The 18853-nt window shown below is 44.5% G+C and carries 9 protein-coding genes; 7 read left to right on the top strand and 2 right to left on the bottom strand.

Annotated elements, in window-relative coordinates:
• Nucleotides 1-6 precede the first annotated feature (6 nt).
• The 3 genes from K9M52_RS09780 to K9M52_RS09790 all read left to right on the top strand — a co-directional run bounded on the left by K9M52_RS09780 (nucleotide 7) and on the right by K9M52_RS09790 (nucleotide 5769).
• On the top strand, nucleotides 7-711 hold the full coding sequence (locus K9M52_RS09780) for a basic secretory family protein (protein WP_224068241.1): 705 nt from the start codon (nucleotides 7-9) through the stop codon (nucleotides 709-711).
• A 353-nt stretch (nucleotides 712-1064) separates the two neighbouring features.
• Complete coding sequence (locus K9M52_RS09785; protein ID WP_224068242.1) at nucleotides 1065-4094, top strand: SusC/RagA family TonB-linked outer membrane protein; 3030 nt, start codon at nucleotides 1065-1067, stop codon at nucleotides 4092-4094.
• A gap of 31 nt (nucleotides 4095-4125) precedes the next feature.
• Nucleotides 4126-5769, top strand: a complete 1644-nt coding sequence (locus tag K9M52_RS09790) for a RagB/SusD family nutrient uptake outer membrane protein (protein ID WP_224068243.1) — start codon at nucleotides 4126-4128, stop codon at nucleotides 5767-5769.
• A gap of 95 nt (nucleotides 5770-5864) precedes the next feature.
• Here K9M52_RS09790 and K9M52_RS09795 read toward each other — a convergent pair whose 3' ends face one another.
• Nucleotides 5865-6884, bottom strand: a complete 1020-nt coding sequence (locus K9M52_RS09795) for a LacI family DNA-binding transcriptional regulator (protein ID WP_224068244.1) — start codon at nucleotides 6882-6884, stop codon at nucleotides 5865-5867.
• Between the two features lie 270 nt (nucleotides 6885-7154).
• Nucleotides 7155-9482 carry an alpha-L-rhamnosidase-related protein gene (locus K9M52_RS09800; RefSeq protein WP_224068245.1) on the bottom strand — a complete coding sequence of 776 codons (2328 nt, stop codon included), beginning with the start codon at nucleotides 9480-9482 and terminating at the stop codon, nucleotides 7155-7157.
• 293 nt (nucleotides 9483-9775) lie between these two features.
• On the opposite strand from K9M52_RS09800, the gene K9M52_RS09805 reads away from it, so the two are divergent.
• The 4 genes from K9M52_RS09805 to rhaT all read left to right on the top strand — a co-directional run bounded on the left by K9M52_RS09805 (nucleotide 9776) and on the right by rhaT (nucleotide 18824).
• Nucleotides 9776-12784 carry a SusC/RagA family TonB-linked outer membrane protein gene (locus K9M52_RS09805; RefSeq protein ID WP_224068246.1) on the top strand — a complete coding sequence of 1003 codons (3009 nt, stop codon included), beginning with the start codon at nucleotides 9776-9778 and terminating at the stop codon, nucleotides 12782-12784.
• 26 nt (nucleotides 12785-12810) lie between these two features.
• Nucleotides 12811-14367, top strand: coding sequence for a RagB/SusD family nutrient uptake outer membrane protein (locus K9M52_RS09810; RefSeq protein ID WP_224068247.1), 1557 nt, complete (start codon nucleotides 12811-12813; stop codon nucleotides 14365-14367).
• Between the two features lie 414 nt (nucleotides 14368-14781).
• A complete protein-coding gene (locus tag K9M52_RS09815) occupies nucleotides 14782-17646 on the top strand; it encodes a glycosyl hydrolase (protein ID WP_224068248.1) in 2865 nt (954 codons plus the stop codon).
• 101 nt (nucleotides 17647-17747) lie between these two features.
• Nucleotides 17748-18824: an L-rhamnose/proton symporter RhaT gene (gene rhaT, locus K9M52_RS09820; protein WP_224068249.1), complete on the top strand. Its 1077-nt coding sequence runs from the start codon at nucleotides 17748-17750 to the stop codon at nucleotides 18822-18824.
• The last annotated feature ends 29 nt before the right edge of the window (nucleotides 18825-18853 follow it).

Consider the following 18853-nt stretch of genomic DNA (forward strand, 5'->3'; position numbering starts at 1 on the left):
CAGACGATGTTGAAGAAAATTGCATTTATCGGATTGTTCGTATGTACTGTTACTGCGTTGCGTGCACAGAAACATTGGAGCAAGATATATTCTGACAGGGACCTGTCCAGAGATACGATTACTAAAAGAGGGATTACCCTTATTTTTATTAACAAGGAAAAGGAATTTTCCAGAGCGGAACAGCTGCGCATGCAAGAAACCTTTTTCAAGATCTACCCGCAGGAAATCAAGACTTATAACAAGAAGGCGGCAAAGAAGGTGGCAATGATCATTGATCCCGACTACACCGGTGTTGCTGCGACTTCCGGAAATGTGATCCGCGTGAATCCGCAGTGGATGGCGAAACATCCCGAGGATTTGGATGTGGTAACGCACGAAGCGATGCATATTGTTCAGGCCTATCAGGGGCATTCCGGCCCTGGCTGGATTACGGAAGGGATTGCGGATTATGTCAGACATCAGTTCGGCGTTAATAACAAAGCTGCCGGCTGGTCACTGACCCCATTTAATGCGAAACAAAGCTATACCAATGCCTACCGGATCACCGCGCGTTTTTTATTGTGGATTACCCAAAAATATAAAAAGCACTTTGTACGGTCTTTGAATACCGCCATGCGCGAAGGGACCTATACAGCGCGTTTCTGGAAAATGCAGACAGGTAAGACCGTGGATGAATTGTGGGCCATCTATAGCCAGGATCCGGTGATCTGAGATCCGATTTAATTACGATATGCAATAAACCTGATGACAAGCCATTGTTCTCAGGTTTTTTATGGAGTATACCTTTATTACAGCTGTTAACAATTATGCCGGTATTTTACAAGATTTTTGTTAAGCACAGAAGGAAAAATTACAGCTGTTTTATTTTTTTTTTGGGAAGCTAAGAGGGTCGTGAAATTCTATAAGGCCCTATTTATGGGGGTGTTGCATGTCAATTGTCTTATAAGTTTTATCTATCATTTAATGTTCGTTAATAATATAGAGAGTATCTATTAACACAGATGCTAAAAAAACCTTTATAGCTTTATGATTGGAATTTGATTTTTAACTCCACGTAAAACGCTATGAAAACATCTTATTTTCAAAGGATGCTTATCTGCATCCTTGTAGGCCTGTGTTCACACTCGCTACTTTTTGCGCAACAAAGAGTGCTTACCGGAACAGTAACAGACCAAAAATCTGCAGAAGGATTAAGCGGGGTATCGATATCCGCGCCCAAGACCATCGGCACATTAACCGACACGAAAGGCAATTATTCGATAAAACTTGACGGCTCAGTCGATTCACTCACTTTTTCATATGTAGGCTATCAATCAAAGATAATTCTGCTCGATTCCATTACAACGGATACACTGAATGTTGCATTGCTCCCTGAAAACGAATCATTGGAGCAGGTTGTTGTGGTTGGTTATGGAACACAGAAAAGGAAAGAAATCACTTCAGCCATTGCCAGTCTTTCTCCGGAAGACTTTAATAAAGGTGGCGTGAATAATCCCATGGACCTGATTCAGGGAAAAGTGGCGGGGTTATCCATTACCAATACAAAAGGCAATAATCCGAATGCCGGCCCTTCTATTCAGTTAAGAGGCGTAACATCTTTAACAGGTACCAATACTCCTCTCATCGTCATTGACGGTATTCCCGGTGGTAGTCTGGATCTGGTTCAGCAAGATGACATTGAATCAATCGATGTGCTGAAAGACGGATCTGCGGCCGCTATATATGGTACGCGTGCCAATGGAGGGGTTATTCTGATCACCACCAAGAAGGGAAAGAAAGGAGAAACGCAGTATAGTTTCAATACCTATGCACAGCGGGATTTCGTTGATAAACGCCCCGATAATCTTTCAGCTGCGGAGTTCAGGAATCTGATTAAGGAAGGCGTCATTGATGAAAGCCAGGATTTCGGCGCAACGACCGATCTTTTTGACGAGTTGGTCAATAAAGATAATTTAAGCACCTATTATAACCTGGCTGCTGCCGGCGGTTCCGAAAATGCGAATTACCGCGCTTCCGTTTTTTATCATGATGCGCAATCTATCGCTAAAGAAGACGGTAGAAAAGAGTTTGGCGGAAGGATCAGTCTGAATCAGACGGGATTAAAAGGCCGGCTTACTTTACAGACCAACTTAGCGGTTAATCTGAATAAGGCCAATTTACTGGGCGGCGGTACGCTTGAAGATGGAGGAGACAACTCCATCGGCAACTTTGAACAGGCGGTACAGTGGAACCCGACCGCACCATTGATCCAGCCCGACGGAACCTATACACAATTGCAGGCATTTAATAACTATAACCCGCTGTCAAGACTGGCATACCGGATTTATGAAAGAGACCAGTCTACGATATCCGCAGATTCAAAACTGTCCCTTGAAATAACGAATGACCTGAAAGCATCTGTATTTGGCTCATACACACGGAACCAATACAATGACAGGCGGTTCCGTTCTTCTAAAGACTGGGATCAGAGAGCTGAAACAAGTTATGGAGGCATGTCCTGGGCACAAAAGGCCAATTATTTGGACTGGACCAAGACGCTCGAGGCAACGGTCAATTACGATAAATCCTTTGGCAAAAGCGAAATTCATGCATTGGGCGGTTATAGCTACCAGTATGGAACCAGTGAAAACTATTCCGTAAGTAATGACGGCTTTCCAACCGATACTTATCTGGACTGGAATTTAGGTGCGGGCACCGGTATTAATAACCTGAACCTGCCAAGACCGGCATTAAGTAGTTATAAAGAAGACAATACATTGATCGCATTTTTTGGCAGGGTGAGCTATGCATTTGATAACCGGATCTTCTTACAGGCGATCTTAAGACATGAAGGCTCTTCCCGCTTTGGTATTAACAATAAATGGGGTAATTTCCCGGCCATTTCTGCCGGCTGGACACTGACCAACGAAGCATTCATGAAGGACGTTAGCTGGTTGAATTACCTGAAAGTGCGTGCGGGTTATGGTGTAACCGGTAATCAGGGTATTCCTAACTACCAATCTTTATATTTACTGTCTACCGGCGGCGTCTATCCGCAGGTGGCACCGGGAACCGGTTATGATCCGAACAGCCCTAATACAACGCAGTTCTTCCAGACCTATGGCATCCGCTGGAACGTGAACCCAAATTTAAGGTGGGAGAAAAAAGGAGAGTTTAATGCGGGGATTGATTTTGGCGTGGTTAACAACCGGATTTCCGGATCACTGGACTTTTACAGCAGAAAAACAAAAGACCTGTTGTATGCTTATACCGTCCCTCAGCCTTCTTTTGTCCAAAGTACCTTGCTGACCAATATCGGATCTGTTTCCAGCAAGGGTCTTGAATTGACATTGAATGGCAAAGCCGTCGATAATAAAGATTTCAAATGGGATGTAACACTTACCGGAAGCTACAACTCCAATAAGCTGACCAAGCTCTCCAGCGAAAACTTCAAAGTAAACTACCTGGAATTCGGAGGCCTGCCTTCTCCTGGTAACCTGGGCAACACGATACGCCTTTATGAGGGTAGCGCCATCGGCAACTTCTATGGATATCGTTTTGCCGGTTTCACCGATGACGGCAAGTGGCAGTTTTATAAAGCAGACGGGACACTTGGACAGGCAGGTGATATGAGCCCTGATGATCGGACGGTGATCGGAAATGGTGTGCCAAAGATCAATGCTTCCTTAGGCAACCGGTTTTATTACAAAGGCTTTGACCTCACTATCTTTTTCAGAGGGAAATTTAAATATGATATCCTCAACACACCTGCACTCTTCTTTGGTAATAAAAGATGGTTACCCAATAACTTGTTGAAGTCAGCAGTTACGACCTACAATCAGCTGGATGACGATCCTCAGTATTCTGACTATTACCTGGAGAATGGCAATTTTGTCAAGTTAGATAATATTACGTTGGGCTACACCTTTAATTTCAAAACAGACTACATTAAAAGTTGCTATCTCTATGTCACAGGTAGGAACATAGCCACTTTCACTGGCTATTCCGGATTGGATCCTGAATTGGAGGATACAGGATTCACAACGGGCATAGACAACCGGGGTTTCTTTCCAAGAACCAAATCATGGATGATTGGTCTGAACCTCAACTTTTAATATTATAAAGTGAACCTGAAAATAAAAAACAATGAAATACATAAATAAATGTTTTGGAAAGGTCCTTTTGCTAGCATTGACTGTTTTGGTGTTGGCTACAGGTTGTACAAAACTTACAGAAAATACCTATACAGATATCCAATACAATCAGTTCTATAAAAACAGACGTGATGTAATGGAAGCCGCATTACGGCCTTTTACCCACATGCAGGCATGGTTGGCGCCCACGGGGCAGAATGGTTATTATTATCATAGTGAGCTCTCTGCGGATCAGCTGGCCTGGCCGCAAAAAGGCAGACATGGGTATGATGGAGGGGATCATATCAGAATGCACTATCACACCTGGACCGCGGATGAAAACAGGATGCAGAATTGCTGGAGTCTGATCTGGACCGGTATCGGATTTTGTAATTCTGCGATTACTGATATTGCAAAGCTGGATACCGCCCAGGTTGGCATGTCCGAAGTGGAGTTGACGGCGGTTCTGTCAGAATTAAAAGTGCTGAGAGCATTTAGTTATATGAAAGCGATGGACCTTTGGGGTAATATCCCTATCTCTACAGATGTACCGGTCGGCAGCCAGATTGTGCTTACGGCCACCAAGCCCCGGGATTCAGTATTTGATTTTGTCCGCAAAGAATTGGAAGAGAATGTTCCAAAGTTACTGCCTAACAGCAATGAGCTGATCGGCCGGGTTTCCCAGACGGCCGGTTACGCGATGCTGGCGGAGCTTTATTTAAATGCACAGACCTGGAGAGGCGTGCCGATGTGGGATGAATGTATCAAGGCCTGTGATAAGATCCTGTCCGGTCAGGCGGGCGGCATTAACGGCGGTCCTGCTTTGGCGCCTGATATTAATGAAGTGTTTTCTAATACCAACTGGAGATCTAAAGAGCCGCTGTTTGAGATTGCCTATAGCAAAAAAGGCGGATTTACCTTTGACTGGACTGGTTTTTTCAGCAGCTATGACTATATGGAAGCGGCACTGGGCGTTGACTACAGCGGCTGGAATGCCTTTGTAACCACGCCTTCGGGATTTAATCAGTTTGACGACGCGGATTTGCGTAAGAAAGACTGGTTTCTGTTCGGCCCTCAGTATGAATTGGGGACAAAGACGCCTATATTGGGATCTGAAGAATATAAAGGTAAACCCATCGTATTTGTTAACTCTATCCGTAGGGAAAGTGAAGGGGATCACACAAGCGCCGGGGGAATGACCAAAGGCGAAGAGAACAGTGGTGCCCGTTTTAATAAATATAAATCCGGAAGACTGGGTGATCCTAACTACCGTGAAAATCATTATATCATCTATCGCCTGACTGAAATTTACTTTGATAAGGCAGAAGCCTTGATGCGTAAAAACGGCGGAAAAGCAACAGCAGAGGCTGTACAGTTAATCAACGATTCCCGGAAGCGCGCTTTTTCAGCGAAAGATTGGCCGTCCAAACAATATACAACCAGCAACTTCACATTGGATTCGCTGCTGGCAGAACGCGGCCGTGAATTCTTCTTTGAAGGAAAGCGCAGAGAGGACCTGATCCGTTTTGGAAAGTTTACGACAACAAGCTGGTGGGATCATAAAGCGGATAATGATCCTAATAAGGCATTATTTCCGATCCCGAATACGCAGTTAGGTGCTAATCCTGAGTTAAAACAAAACCCGGGGTACGAATAATAAGACCGCGTTTTAAATGGTGAATGAGGGGAGGCTGCTTTTAATTAAGTAGTCTCCTTTATTTTGTAGGCCCTGTCAAGTTATACACAAAGGGCTCATCTTTTTCTGAGGGAAGACTGTCTTATAAGCAAGGGCGTTTTAAGGATAATATTGGCCGTCAGGTTTATATCGATTCTTTCCTCAATATGCGCCAAAAGGTTCTTTGCTGCTAATTCGCCCATTTGCAGCCCCGGATAGTCTACTGTTGTTAAAGAAGGATCGATGATCCGGGAGATCATGTCATTGTTAAACCCGGCAATTAGAATATCGTTCGGGATCTGCTTACCGTTGTGTTTAAGTTCATGCATGCAACTGGCCGCGCAATGATCATTGGCAACAAATACACCGTCCGCTTCTAATTTTATAATGCTGTGAGCGGCGTTAATGCCCGCTTGTTCGGACAAATCATTGATGATGACAAGGCTATCATCATAACTGAGGTTAAACTCCGCAAGCGCTTTCCGATACCCGGCCAGTCTTTCTCTGTATACATTGCTTAGTTGATTGCCGGTGATATGTACGATTTTTGTGGCGCCTTGCTCGATCAGGTGCCTGGTGATGCTATAACCTGCTACTTCATTATTAATCGTTAAAACAGGAAGGTCACTGCCCGAAGGAGTACGGTCGAAAAACAGGACGGGAACGCCTTGTTTCTTCATAACATTAAAATGAGTAATGTCTCTGGTGTTTTCTGCGAGTGATACCAGTAATCCCGCTACACGGTTATCAAACATTGTCTGGACATTGATGGCTTCTTTGCTCACATCTTCCAGGGACTGGCTGATGAGCAGGTTATATCCGGCATCATTAATAACCTTTTCAATACCTGCGATCACCTGTGACATGAAATAACTGTTCAGTTTGGGAACAATAATGCCAATGGTGCTGGTTTTATTGTTCCTCAGGTTAATGGCGAAAGTATTGGCACGGTAGCCCATTTCCTGCGCCGTTTTAATGATTTTTTCCTGTGTGTGTTGGTTGACAGATGCGTGCCGTTTAAGCCCCCGGCTGATGGTAGAGGGTGCCAGGTGCAGCTTCTTGGCAATATCATAGATGGTCACGGGCTTACTTATCATATGTCTGTGGGATCTTTAAACAAATGTATTGGTTTTTACTGTAAATAATGCAATCGATTGTATTAAATCAATATAACGTTGCTCATTTTCCTGATAAATCTTTATCTCGAGTGAGCGTATTTGTTGCTCTCACATTATACCCGCCTGGGATGGCATATTTCCTATCCACTCATAACAGTCGATTGTGTTGCCGCCCTGGCAAGACGGCTATAGTAATAGTAAATGATGGTGTGATGGCCATAATCAGGACAGATCAAAGATCCGCTTTGCTTACCCGTTTATCATAAAAAGATGTTTTCCGGAGGAAACCTGAGTGACAATCCAATAACCGTCTTCGTAGGAGGCATTGACGGGGCGTCCATCCATCATAATTTGTACACCTTCTTTATCAGGGAAAGGCAAGTATATTGTAGCAGTTGTATTACCGGGTATCATGACCTGCATTTTGAACCGGTCACCAGCCTTTTGAAAGTCAACCTGAATGACCCCGTTTACTGTGCTGTATTTAATAGAAGCTTGTCCGAGTGTGCCGGGATGTGGTTGAATCCTTATTGCTTTAAATCCCGGTTTTGCCGGCCGGATGCCCATCAGATGACGGACAATATAGTTGGCAGGAGCTGTTCCCCATGCGTGGTTCCAGTCCTGATTGGGTTTAAACGCCTGCCCCCAGGCTTCCATGGTCATCGTGGCGCCTTCCTGCAACATATTTATCCAGCTTCTTTTATTCGTAGCGGTTAAGAGTCGTAAGGCATAGCCGGAACGGTCTTGCTCGCCTAAGGCTTCCAGTAGGAATTGCGCGCCATACACACTACAGGAGACACGACGTGATTTTATAAAGCGCAGTACATGTTTAATATTGTCTTTTGGTACCAGACCGAAGGCTAACGCAAACATATTGGCGTGCAAAGAACGATGATCTGTTCCGATACCGTCTACAACAAGCCCGGATGCAGGATCCATAAAATGGGCGATAAAAGATTTTCTGACGGCCTCGGCCTTTCTCTGATACAAACGGGCTTCAGACGGCTTTTGCAGCTCTTTCGCTATTGCTGCCATAGCCAGTAACCCGCGATAGTAAAAAGCATTGACAACCGCATTATAATCTGTAAAAACAAAGCCGTCCGTTTCTTTCTCAGTATGAGGCCAGTCAACGATATCCTTAAGCCCCCCATTACCGTCGAAGGTTTTATAATGGATGGATTTCAAAAACGCTGGTAATTGTTTCCCGGTTCGTGTACTGATCAGGCCGTTGTCTTCCTGTAGTGCAGTCAATGTCTTGGATTTCAGATCGGTGTAGATGCTAACAAGATTGCGGAGGTCACCACTGTACATATAGTCGTAGTAAGCGATCAGCGGATTTTGGAGCGACCATTCTGTAGGCCAGGTGGGATGATAGATCAAAAAATCCAATGTTCTTTTGGCCATATTAAATGCTGCATCGGAACTATAATGCGATAGCTGATTAATCAACGCATCCGCCTCATAGGGAATCCGCTCTCTGTCTCCATCCACATAATAACCTGTAAAGGAGGTTGCTTGAATGGTGTATTTACATAGCTCCCAAACGCGGTTTAAGTTACTATCCGAGCTTGTAAATTGGGTGGCATCATTGTCGAATGGCACATGGACTATATCTCTGCAGACCTGTAGAATCCTGTTATTTTTAAGATTGCCCATGATCTCCAGATACCGGAATGGCAGCACCTCCCCGATATAAGCTGGCATTTTAATAGCGTTAGGGCCGGTGTTCCTCTTATCGGCCAAAAGAGCAATTGCATAAGTATGCTGACCCTTTCTGAGCGCGAGCTTGATTTCCCGGTAGCGCACCGTTCCGGGAGGATCCGAATTAATAAAACCATTAACGCTCAGCATTTCTCCCAGCCGGACGGTCAATGAATCATCATGCTCTGCATCAACTTCTATCCATGGCTGACTAAATCCGTCTTTACCAAAATCGTGGAGAAGGATATTTTTATTGAGGGTTTTTGTACACACCGGGAACTGCCTGGTTTTGGTAACCACATATGAAGGTAAGGCGTAATCAGACAGGCTGTCACTTGTTCTAAAAGCCTGTATGGCGGAGTAGGCACTGTGTTTATTTTTTCCCCATACCCGCACCTGCCAAAAATAAACGGTGCCGGGTTGAAGCGCAGGACCGCCGTATTTAATATTAATATTGTTGCCGCTATAAACTTTTTCTGAATTCCAGATATCAGCATGCGCCTTTTGCAGGCTTTTCTCACTACTTGCCACCATTATCTGAAAGGCCGTCTGCTGCTTTATGAACGGGGGATCCACCCATGTAAAGCCCGGAAACTTGCTGTTTATTGCAGTGTATTGAAGGGAATCCTTATCCATTGTATGGATCGAGGCTAATGCGTAATTTGTTAAATGGCCGCGGGCATATACCCGCTCCGGATATCGCAGCAGATCAACCCTTAATTGTGTCGGAACTGCCAGGGGTATAGAAGGGGGGATCGGTTTTTGACAATGAGCCCACGCCGGCAAAATGATCAGACATACAATACTGCTCAGCAGATACGGCACCCTGATTTTTTTGTCCCACTTGAGATATACTTTAATTGTGCTTGACCCCATGGTGATTGAGATTAATTTTACTCTGGCAATGTAACGTTTTCAGAGGGATTTCTGCGTAATTCCGTTTATAAGATTCATCTTTATTAAATGCCAAAACCTGTGTTGACATTATTTCGGAAGAGCCTGCTATCTGATAACGATTTCAGCGGTATGCTACAAATGATTCAAAACCTTTTATCAAAACTTTATATAAAGAAAAGTAAATTTTTTATATTTGTCAAGGGAGTTAGCCATATCGGTTAATGCCATTATTCTTTTGATTGACATCCTTTCATCCTAAAAAAACTTCATCTATGACATCGAAACGATTATCGTCCAGACTCGTTCTGTGCATGGGCTTACTGTTGCTGTCTCTTGCAGGGTTTGCCCAAACCAAAACAATAACGGGCAATGTGACAAATGAAAAAGGAAATCCTGTTTCAGGTGCTTCTATTAAAGCGATCGGGACTACCTCCGGGACCTTTACTTCTTCGACCGGGGATTTCGAGTTGGATATTCCAGGCACGGTGACCCAGTTAGAGGTCAGTTATGTCGGATACGCTACTCAAACGGTAAGTATTGCCGGACTTACGACCATAAAAGTGCAACTTCAGCCTTCGGCTGATCAGTCGTTAGACGAAGTTGTTGTTATCGGGTATGGCCAGGTCAGAAAGAAAGACCTGACAGGTTCGGTTGCCAGTATCGGCGCGAAAGATTTTAATAAGGGCGTTATTACGGCACCTGACCAATTGATACAGGGAAAAACACCCGGTGTAATGATCATTAATAACACCGGACAGCCAGGAGGTTCTACTACCGTAAAGATCAGAGGTAATTCATCCATCAGGGCCGGTAATAACCCGCTGTTTGTACTGGATGGTATTCCATTATCTGGTACATCCGCAAGGCCTGGTGGTAGCGGAGGATTCAGTACGGACGGAGGTAACCCGCTAACCTACCTGAATCCCAGTGATATCGCGAGTATCGACATTCTGAAAGACGCTTCGGCTACGGCGATCTACGGATCCAGAGGTGCCAACGGCGTTGTAATTATTACCACTAAACGCGCTAAATCCGGAGAGCCCACCCTCACCGTCGCTGCTTCAGGCGGCGTTTCAAAGCTCTTAAAAAAACCTGACGTGCTGGATGCCGGTGAGTTTAGACAAGCTATTCAAAATTATACACCTGGTGACGTTGAGACCGCTGATTTTGGGAGTGACGTAGATGCTTTCCAGGAAATTACAAGGACCGCGCCGACACAGAATTACTATGGTGGTATCACGGGAGGCACAGAGAACGGACGTTACCGGCTATCTGTTGGTTTCTTAGATCAGAAAGGGATTATAAAGACCTCCGATTTAAAAAAGTATACCGCCAATTTAAGCAGTAATTTTAAGTTCCTCGAGAACAAAAGGCTGGGACTGGACCTGAATCTTCTGGTAACCCAAACCAATGAGAATCTGGCCCCGATCGATGTTGGCGTGGGGTTCACCGGGAACGTTATCTCTCAGGCCCTTCAATGGAACCCCACACGCCCCTTATATGATGCCAACGGGAACCCGACTTATGTCTCCTCTAATCAGATCAATCCCATGACCTCCCTTGCAGCTTATAAGGACAAAGCTACAGTGAATACCATCGTGGCCAGCATTTCTCCTTATTATAAAATAACGGACAATCTGGAGTATAAACTGATATATAGTGTTACCCGGCAGACAGGTAACAGGACAGGCCGGTATATCGCCGGGATGATTGATTCCAGCCAGATAGACAACGGAATGGCTTTTATCGGCAATAACACAGAAACCGATCAGCAATTAACGCAGACAGTGACCTACAATAAGGAGATTGCTGACGGGCTTAATTTAAACGCAGTTGCCGGTTATGAATTCCTGGATTATAAGATGCGCTGGAATTCTGAATCAGGTAGCGGATTTACCTATAACGGCCTGGATTTTTATGATTATCTAAATTACTCTACGGCCAATAACAGGGGAGTCAATTCTCACAGGGACCCCAGTAATCAACTTCAATCGTTTTTCTTAAGGGCGTCCTTTAATTATCTGGACAGATACCTGTTGACTGCAACTGTCAGACGTGACGGCTCCACAAAGTTTGGTGAAAATAACCGGTATGCCAATTTTCCTTCGGTAGCCTTTGCATGGAATCTATCCAATGAAGATTTTTTGAAAGGCAGCAGTGTAGTGGACAACCTGAAACTTAGATTAGGTTGGGGACAAACCGGGAACTCAGCTTTCCCATCCGGCGCTTCCAGAGACAGGTTTACCTTCGGGACACAATCCATTACACAGGCAAACTTTGGTAATCCGGACTTAAAGTGGGAAGCATCTACTACGCTGAATGCAGGTATTGATTTTGGCTTCTTCCAGAACAGGCTCTCTGGTTCGCTGGATTATTTTAATAAGAAAACAACGGACGCTTTATTTGAAAGCATTATTGCCCAACCGGCCCCTCCCAGCGGGAAAATATGGGTTAATCTGCCAGGAGAAGTTTCCAATCAGGGTTTTGAACTTTCCTTGACCGGCAATATTATCAGTCAGAAGGACCTTCACTGGAACCTTACTGCCAATGCTACCTATATCAAAAATGATGTGTCCGGATTGACGGGTTATTATTCAACTGCGGCGTTAAGAGGCCAGGGCTTTTCCGGGGTTTTAGGTCAGCGAATGGTGAATGACCAACCGCTGAATGTCTGGTATCTCGCTAAATACGCTGGCATTGATCCTGCTACCGGAACAAGCATGTATGAGGCTATGGATGGTACCGTCGGAACGCCTGCAACAGATGCCAAGTATGACCCGGCCTTAAATAAATTCTATGTAGGAAGCCCCAATCCTAAGTATTTGCTCGGCATCTCTACAGACGTGACCTATAAGAAGTTCACCGCTACCTTTAATATGAACGGTGCTTTTGGTCATTACCTGTTTAATAACACGATGGCTACTGTTTTGGGGTTGAGTAATCTTCCGGGCAGAAATATCGGGAATGTATATTTTAACCCATCTGCTAAAGAATCTGTTTCCAATTCCGCTTCTGCCTCTACCCGGTATTTGGAGAAAGGTGATTATATGAAAATGTCCAATATTACACTCAGTTACAGGGTCGGGGACATAGGAAAATCAATCAAGAACTTAAACATTTCCCTTACAGGGCAGAACCTGTTTGTCCTGACCGGTTACAATGGGTTTGATCCTGAAGTTAATACAGACGGGGCCAGCTCTGATATACCTTCTCTGGGGATTGAATATCTTCCATATCCACCTGCAAGAACGATTCTGTTAGGTGTCAACTTTTCATTATAATATTATAAATAGCTAAATGATAATTTATGAAAGCTTCAAAAATATATTTTACGATGCTCATTTTATGCAGCCTGATGTTTTCCTGTACCAAGCTCAATGAGGATCTGTATAGCGAACTAGAAGATGCGGGCAGTGTCTCCAAGTCGGTAGACGACCTGCTGACCAGCGCCTACTCCACCCTGAACGGGCCTTACCAACAGGATAACAGATGGGCACTCCAGGAAATAACAACCGATGAGGCGATGGCGCCAACCAGGGGGGGAGACTGGGATGATAATGGTATCCACAGGGCGCTTCATCTCCATTTATGGAATGCGGATAATTCCTATATGGCTAATACATTCAATGGCCTGGGAAACGCTATTTTCCAGGGGTCCAATGTGCTGCGTTTTAAACCTTCCGTTCAACAGGCCGCCGAGGCGAAATTTATCCGCTCCCTGGCCATGTTTGATATGCTGGATCTATGGGATCAGGTGCCATACCGGGAAAGCCTGGAATCTTTTAAAACACCTCCTTCCGTTTTGAAAGGTCAGGAGGCCATCGATTTTATCATTAAGGACATAAACGATGCAATGGGGGCCTTGCCTGACAAAACAGAAGCATATGTTGCCAATAAGAATGCAGCGAGGGTGCTTTTAATGAAACTCTATCTGAATAAGGGTGCTTTTCTCAACAGGCAGGCGCCGACATTTAGTAAGGAGGATATGAATAAAGTGATCGCACTTGCCAAGGAGATTACTGCCAGCGGGGAATACTCTGTTTCTGCGCCTGGCCATTATTTTGATAATTTTGCGCCTAACAATGATAAGATTTCCACTGAAAATATTTTTACGCTTTATAATGAAAATGGTGTAAGAGGAGGCAGCGTGGATAGAACCTGGAATACCGTTGCGCATTATAATATGTTACCTGGCGGATGGAATGGATGGTGCACACTTTCTGATTTTTACGATAAATTCCAAAGTAGTGATGAAAGAAGGGGCATCTATTATGACTATCCTGCAGATACCACTTCCAATCGTAAAAAAGACTATCATAGGCAGAACGTTGGCTTCTTTGCCGGCCAGCAGTATAACTGGACGACCAATAAGCCTTTAATGGCCAGAAATCCAAGTACGGCACCACTGGTTTTCACACCGGAAGTGACGCTAAGAACCTCCGGTGCCACGCTTGAAACGGCAGGAATCCGGCCTATGAAATATGCCTATGATTATAGCAGTACCGGGCAAAAGAATAATGATTGGGTTGTTTATCGATATTCAGATGTACTGTTAATGGAAGCAGAAGCTATTTTGAGAGGAGGAGATGGTACGGCTATTGAAGCGCTGGCATTGGTGAATAAGATCCGGATTAATCGAGGCGTTCTGCCGCTTACGGCTCTCACACTGGACAATTTGCTGGATGAACGCGGCCGCGAGCTCTATTGGGAAGGTTGGAGAAGACAGGATCTGATCCGTTTTGGTAAATTTCTGGAGGCCTGGCAGGAAAAGCCGGCTGACGCGAGCGCCAATACACTTTTATTTGCAATACCTGCACAACAGGTTGCCTCCAATCCGAATCTGACGCAGAATCCCGGATTCTAGTTAGTTCCGTAAGGAACAGAGGTTTTTTAATTAATGAACTCCCGCCATGCAGACGGGGGTTCATTATTTTGAAGGCCGATAGCAAAGACAGCCGAAGGAGGAAAACTATTTTTTAGTATCTGGCTGTCAATTAAATACAGGGACGATTGACAGTTGGGCAGGACAGTGCGGGATGGTTGGATAAAAAATTTCTTTTATAATTGCATTATAATCGGAATTTAACGAATGTTCACTTGTTTTTGGGTGGTAGTGGACTGACCGGGCTAAACGGCACATGACAGCAATTGCTTTTAACCGTTTGCTGGTAACGGGTGTATGCAATACAACCTGGCTTATTTTTAAATAAATTGTTCAAATTTTTATTCAAGCAGTAAATCAATGCATTCTCGTCATAAATGTAAAAACCGCATCTCTGTGTTTAAAAAAAGCCTGGGACTTGCTTTTGTTTCCTTTATAGCCTTGAGTACGAATGCTCATGCTCAATTGGAGTGGCCTGTTATTACCCAGCAGGCAAAGCCTTGGGCACGTTGGTGGTGGGAAGGTAGCGCCGTTAATGAAAAAGACCTTTCTGATGTTTTGCATCTCTACAAAGACGCAGGGCTGGGGGGCCTTGAAATAACGCCTATCTATGGGGTGAAAGGAGAAGAGGCAGATAATATTCTATTTCTCTCTAAAAAGTGGATGCAGGTTTTTGATTACACTTTGAAGGAGGGCAAAAAGCTGGATCTTGGAATGGACCTGGCAAATGCCACCGGATGGCCTTTTGGTGGCCCATGGGTAACAGATGCAGATGCCAGCAAATCCATGGAATTCAAACAGTATACACTGCAAAAAGGCGAAAGCATCCAAGAGCCGATTACCTTTATACAAAAGGCCTTGGTGCGTGGTGAACACAGGCCTGCGGTAGATATTTCATTGATAAAAGATCCTATTAGCCTCAATAGCAGTGCTGACCTCCAAAAATGGGCATTGGATCAGGTACGCTTTCCCGTAAAATTACCGCTGATCTGCCTGATGGCCTATGATGAGAAAGGCCGTCAGACGGACTTAACTTCTTTGGTAGATAAAACGGGCCATCTCAATTGGAAAGCGCCTGCTGACGGTTATAGGCTGTATGCGGTTTTTCAGGGGCTGCACGGAAAAATGGTAGAAAGAGCCGCACCCGGGGGAGAAGGCTTTGTAATTGATCATTTTTCCGCCGCCGCAGTAGACCATTATCTGGCGCATTTTGATTCAGCCTTTAATGGAGACGCATTAGATGGACTGCGCGGGTTTTTTAATGACTCTTATGAGGTGGACGATGCAGCTGGTGAAGCAGATTTTACGCCGAAGCTATTTGGTGAATTTAAAGCGATGCATGGCTACGATTTAAAGCAATATTTGCCCCTGTTACTGGATAAAGATAACGAGACTGAGCAGGCGTCGCGGGTGTTGTCCGATTACCGGGAAACCATCGGCGATCTGCTTTTAAGGCATTTTACGGAAAAATGGCAACATTGGGGAAAATCAAAAGAGAAGCTGATCCGCAATCAATCGCACGGTTCTCCGGCTAATATTCTGGATCTTTACGCAGCTGTAGATATTCCCGAAACCGAAGGGACAGATAAACTACGATTTAAGTTTGCTTCGTCTGCCGCAAATGTAACCGGAAAAACATTGACGTCCTCAGAATCTGCGACCTGGCTAAAAGATCATTTTCTTTCTTCTCTGGCGGATGTCAAAAAAGCAATTGACCTGTATTTCCTGGGCGGGGTTAACCATATATTTTATCATGGTGTGGCTTATTCTCCGGTGAACGCCGTCTGGCCGGGATGGTTATTCTATGCCGCCGTGCATTTTCAGCCGACCAACCCACAGTGGCATAACTTTTCTAAGCTTAATGAATATATCGCCCGCTGCCAGTCTTTTTTGCAAAACAGCGAGGCTGACAATGATGTGTTGCAGTATTTTCCGATTTATGATAGTTATGCGTCCAGAGGAAGATCATTATTAAAGCACTATGACGGTATGAAAGGCTTTGAGGGGACGGCGTTTAAAAGTAATGCGGAGTGGATGCTGAATAATGGATATAGTTTTGATTTTATATCGGATCGTCAGATCGGCCAACTGAGTTTTGACGATGATGGGATTAAAACTGCCGGAGGCCACTATCAAACCATCTTGGTTTCCGCAGTTACCTACATGCCGGAACGTACTTTAGAGAAGATCCTGCAACTGGTCAGAGCAGGTGCCACGGTACTGGTATATGATCATTTGCCTGAAAGCGTCAATGGGCTTGGCCGGCAGGCAGGCAGACAAAAGAAATTTGATAACCTGATTCAGTCGCTGCGTTTTGCTACTTCAAAGCGGGGTATTCAGAAAGCCTCGCTTGGGAAAGGAACGGTATTGCTGTCTAATGATCTTGCCGCTTTACTGGCGGCCGGGAAGATAAGAAAAGAGACCATCAGTGATCAGACAGGCCTTCAGTTTATTCGCAGAAAGCAGGGTAATGGTCATTATTACTTTATCGATAATCGTAGTGACAGTGCCTTTGAAGGCTGGGTAAGCTTGCAGGCAATTAAAAAAGGTGCAGCTTCTTATGCACTGTTTAGCCCTATGCGGCATAGTAGCGGGATAGCCCGTACCAGAGATATCAATGGCAAAAAAATGGTGCTGCTACAACTCCGGCCTTGGGAAAGTATTATTATTCAAGCGAGTACCGCCCCGGTCAGAGGGGCCGGATATGTCTATACAGAAAAGCTAGCTGACCCAATACCACTGAAAGGCACCTGGAAATTAAGCTTTAAATCGGGTGGGCCTGTCCTTCCTAAAGCTGTTACTATGAGTCAGTTACAGTACTGGTCGACCCTTTCTGATACCAACGCCCTTAACTTTTCAGGAACAGCAGATTATACACTCGAATTTAAAAAGCCGATTCCTGACAACTCGGCAAAATGGTGGCGTTTAGACATGGGTGATGTAAAAGAAAATGCGGAAGTCTTTTTAAATGGTCAGAAGCTGGCGACACTGATCGGCCCCGATTTTACCCTGGATATTGACGATAATCTACTGAAAAAGAATAACCAGATAACGATTCGGGTATCCAATCTCATGGCTAACAGAATCCACTATATGGATAGAAGCGGCCTCAATTATAAGATGTTTTATAATATCAACTTCCCGGCTCACGAAGCGGAAAACAGAGGCAGGGATGGGTTATTTACGACAATAAATTGGGATGTAAAGCCTTCGGGATTAACAGGCCCCGTCACCTTAACCCCAATTGGGCCCAAGCCCTAATGTTAAAAGAAAATGACGGGGACAGGATAGCACAGGATAGTCATAAACAATCATAAGTTTATTTTTGAAAAATATAATTATAGAATTTCTAACCCTTCTTTATGCAGTTAATACTTGGGATCATTTATCATTTCTTGGGAGGATTTGCTTCAGGAAGCTTTTATATTCCCTATAAGAAAGTAAAGGGCTGGGCCTGGGAATCCTTATGGATTGCTGGCGGTATATTCTCCTGGCTGATCATTCCCTTTCTGGCTGCCTGGCTGACCATCCCGGATTTTACTGCAATAATCAGCCATGCGGACGCCCATACTATTACCATTACCTATATATTTGGCGTACTTTGGGGAATAGGTGGCCTGACCTATGGACTGGGCGTACGGTATTTAGGAGTCGCATTAGGCAGCACGATTATTCTGGGGCTCTGCTCAGTGTTTGGATCCCTGATCCCTTCCGTATACTATAATTTTTACCCAGCCGAAGGGCATGATTCTTTTACAGATTTATTGCATAATACCTGGGGACAGACCGTACTGCTGGGTATTCTGATTTGTGTTGTGGGTATCATTGTATGTGGCAAGGCGGGCATGCTGAAAGATAAAGATCTGCAAAAAGACACTGAATTAAAGAAAAAGGAAGAGTATAAGATTGGCCTTGGCCTGACTGTCGCTATTATCTCCGGTATATTAAGCGCCTGCTTCGCTTTCGGCATTGATGCAGGAAAATCCATGGCTAATGAGGCCAACGATATATGGAAACTGACTCATACAGGTCAGGGAGAGTTTCTGTTTCAGAATAATGTCACCTACATTATTATATTATTGGGGGGACTGACCACTAATTTTATCTGGTGTATGATGCTGAACGCCCGCAACAGAACCTTTGGCGATTATACCAATAAGAAAACCCCTTTGATCAAGAACTATTTATTCTGTGCACTTGCCGGAACGACCTGGTTCTTACAGTTCTTTTTTTATGGAATGGGGGAAAGCAGGATGGGTAATGGGCCAAGCTCCTGGATTCTGCATATGGCCTTTATCATCCTCGTCGCCAATTTGTGGGGCCTGGCTCTCAAAGAATGGAAAGGCGTGCAAAAGAGAACCTATGCCGCTATTTTGGCAGGGATTGCCCTGATTATTATATCAGTTCTCGTCGTTGGTTACGGAAATTCATTAAAATAAAACATCATTAAATTAAAAAATAAACACAA

The organism is Arachidicoccus terrestris (assembly GCF_020042345.1).
GTDB classification, from domain to species: Bacteria; Bacteroidota; Bacteroidia; order Chitinophagales; family Chitinophagaceae; genus Arachidicoccus; species Arachidicoccus terrestris.

What these genes read in the sequence shown, in the direction of transcription:
- K9M52_RS09795 (WP_224068244.1), bottom strand. Translation starts at nt 6,884, where the DNA reads ATGATAAGTAAGCCCGTGACCATCTATGATATTGCCAAGAAGCTGCAC.
- K9M52_RS09800 (WP_224068245.1), bottom strand. Translation starts at nt 9,482, where the DNA reads ATGGGGTCAAGCACAATTAAAGTATATCTCAAGTGGGACAAAAAAATC.
- K9M52_RS09790 (WP_224068243.1), top strand. Translation starts at nt 4,126, where the DNA reads ATGAAATACATAAATAAATGTTTTGGAAAGGTCCTTTTGCTAGCATTG.
- K9M52_RS09810 (WP_224068247.1), top strand. Translation starts at nt 12,811, where the DNA reads ATGAAAGCTTCAAAAATATATTTTACGATGCTCATTTTATGCAGCCTG.
- rhaT (WP_224068249.1), top strand. Translation starts at nt 17,748, where the DNA reads ATGCAGTTAATACTTGGGATCATTTATCATTTCTTGGGAGGATTTGCT.
- K9M52_RS09785 (WP_224068242.1), top strand. Translation starts at nt 1,065, where the DNA reads ATGAAAACATCTTATTTTCAAAGGATGCTTATCTGCATCCTTGTAGGC.
- K9M52_RS09805 (WP_224068246.1), top strand. Translation starts at nt 9,776, where the DNA reads ATGACATCGAAACGATTATCGTCCAGACTCGTTCTGTGCATGGGCTTA.
- K9M52_RS09780 (WP_224068241.1), top strand. Translation starts at nt 7, where the DNA reads ATGTTGAAGAAAATTGCATTTATCGGATTGTTCGTATGTACTGTTACT.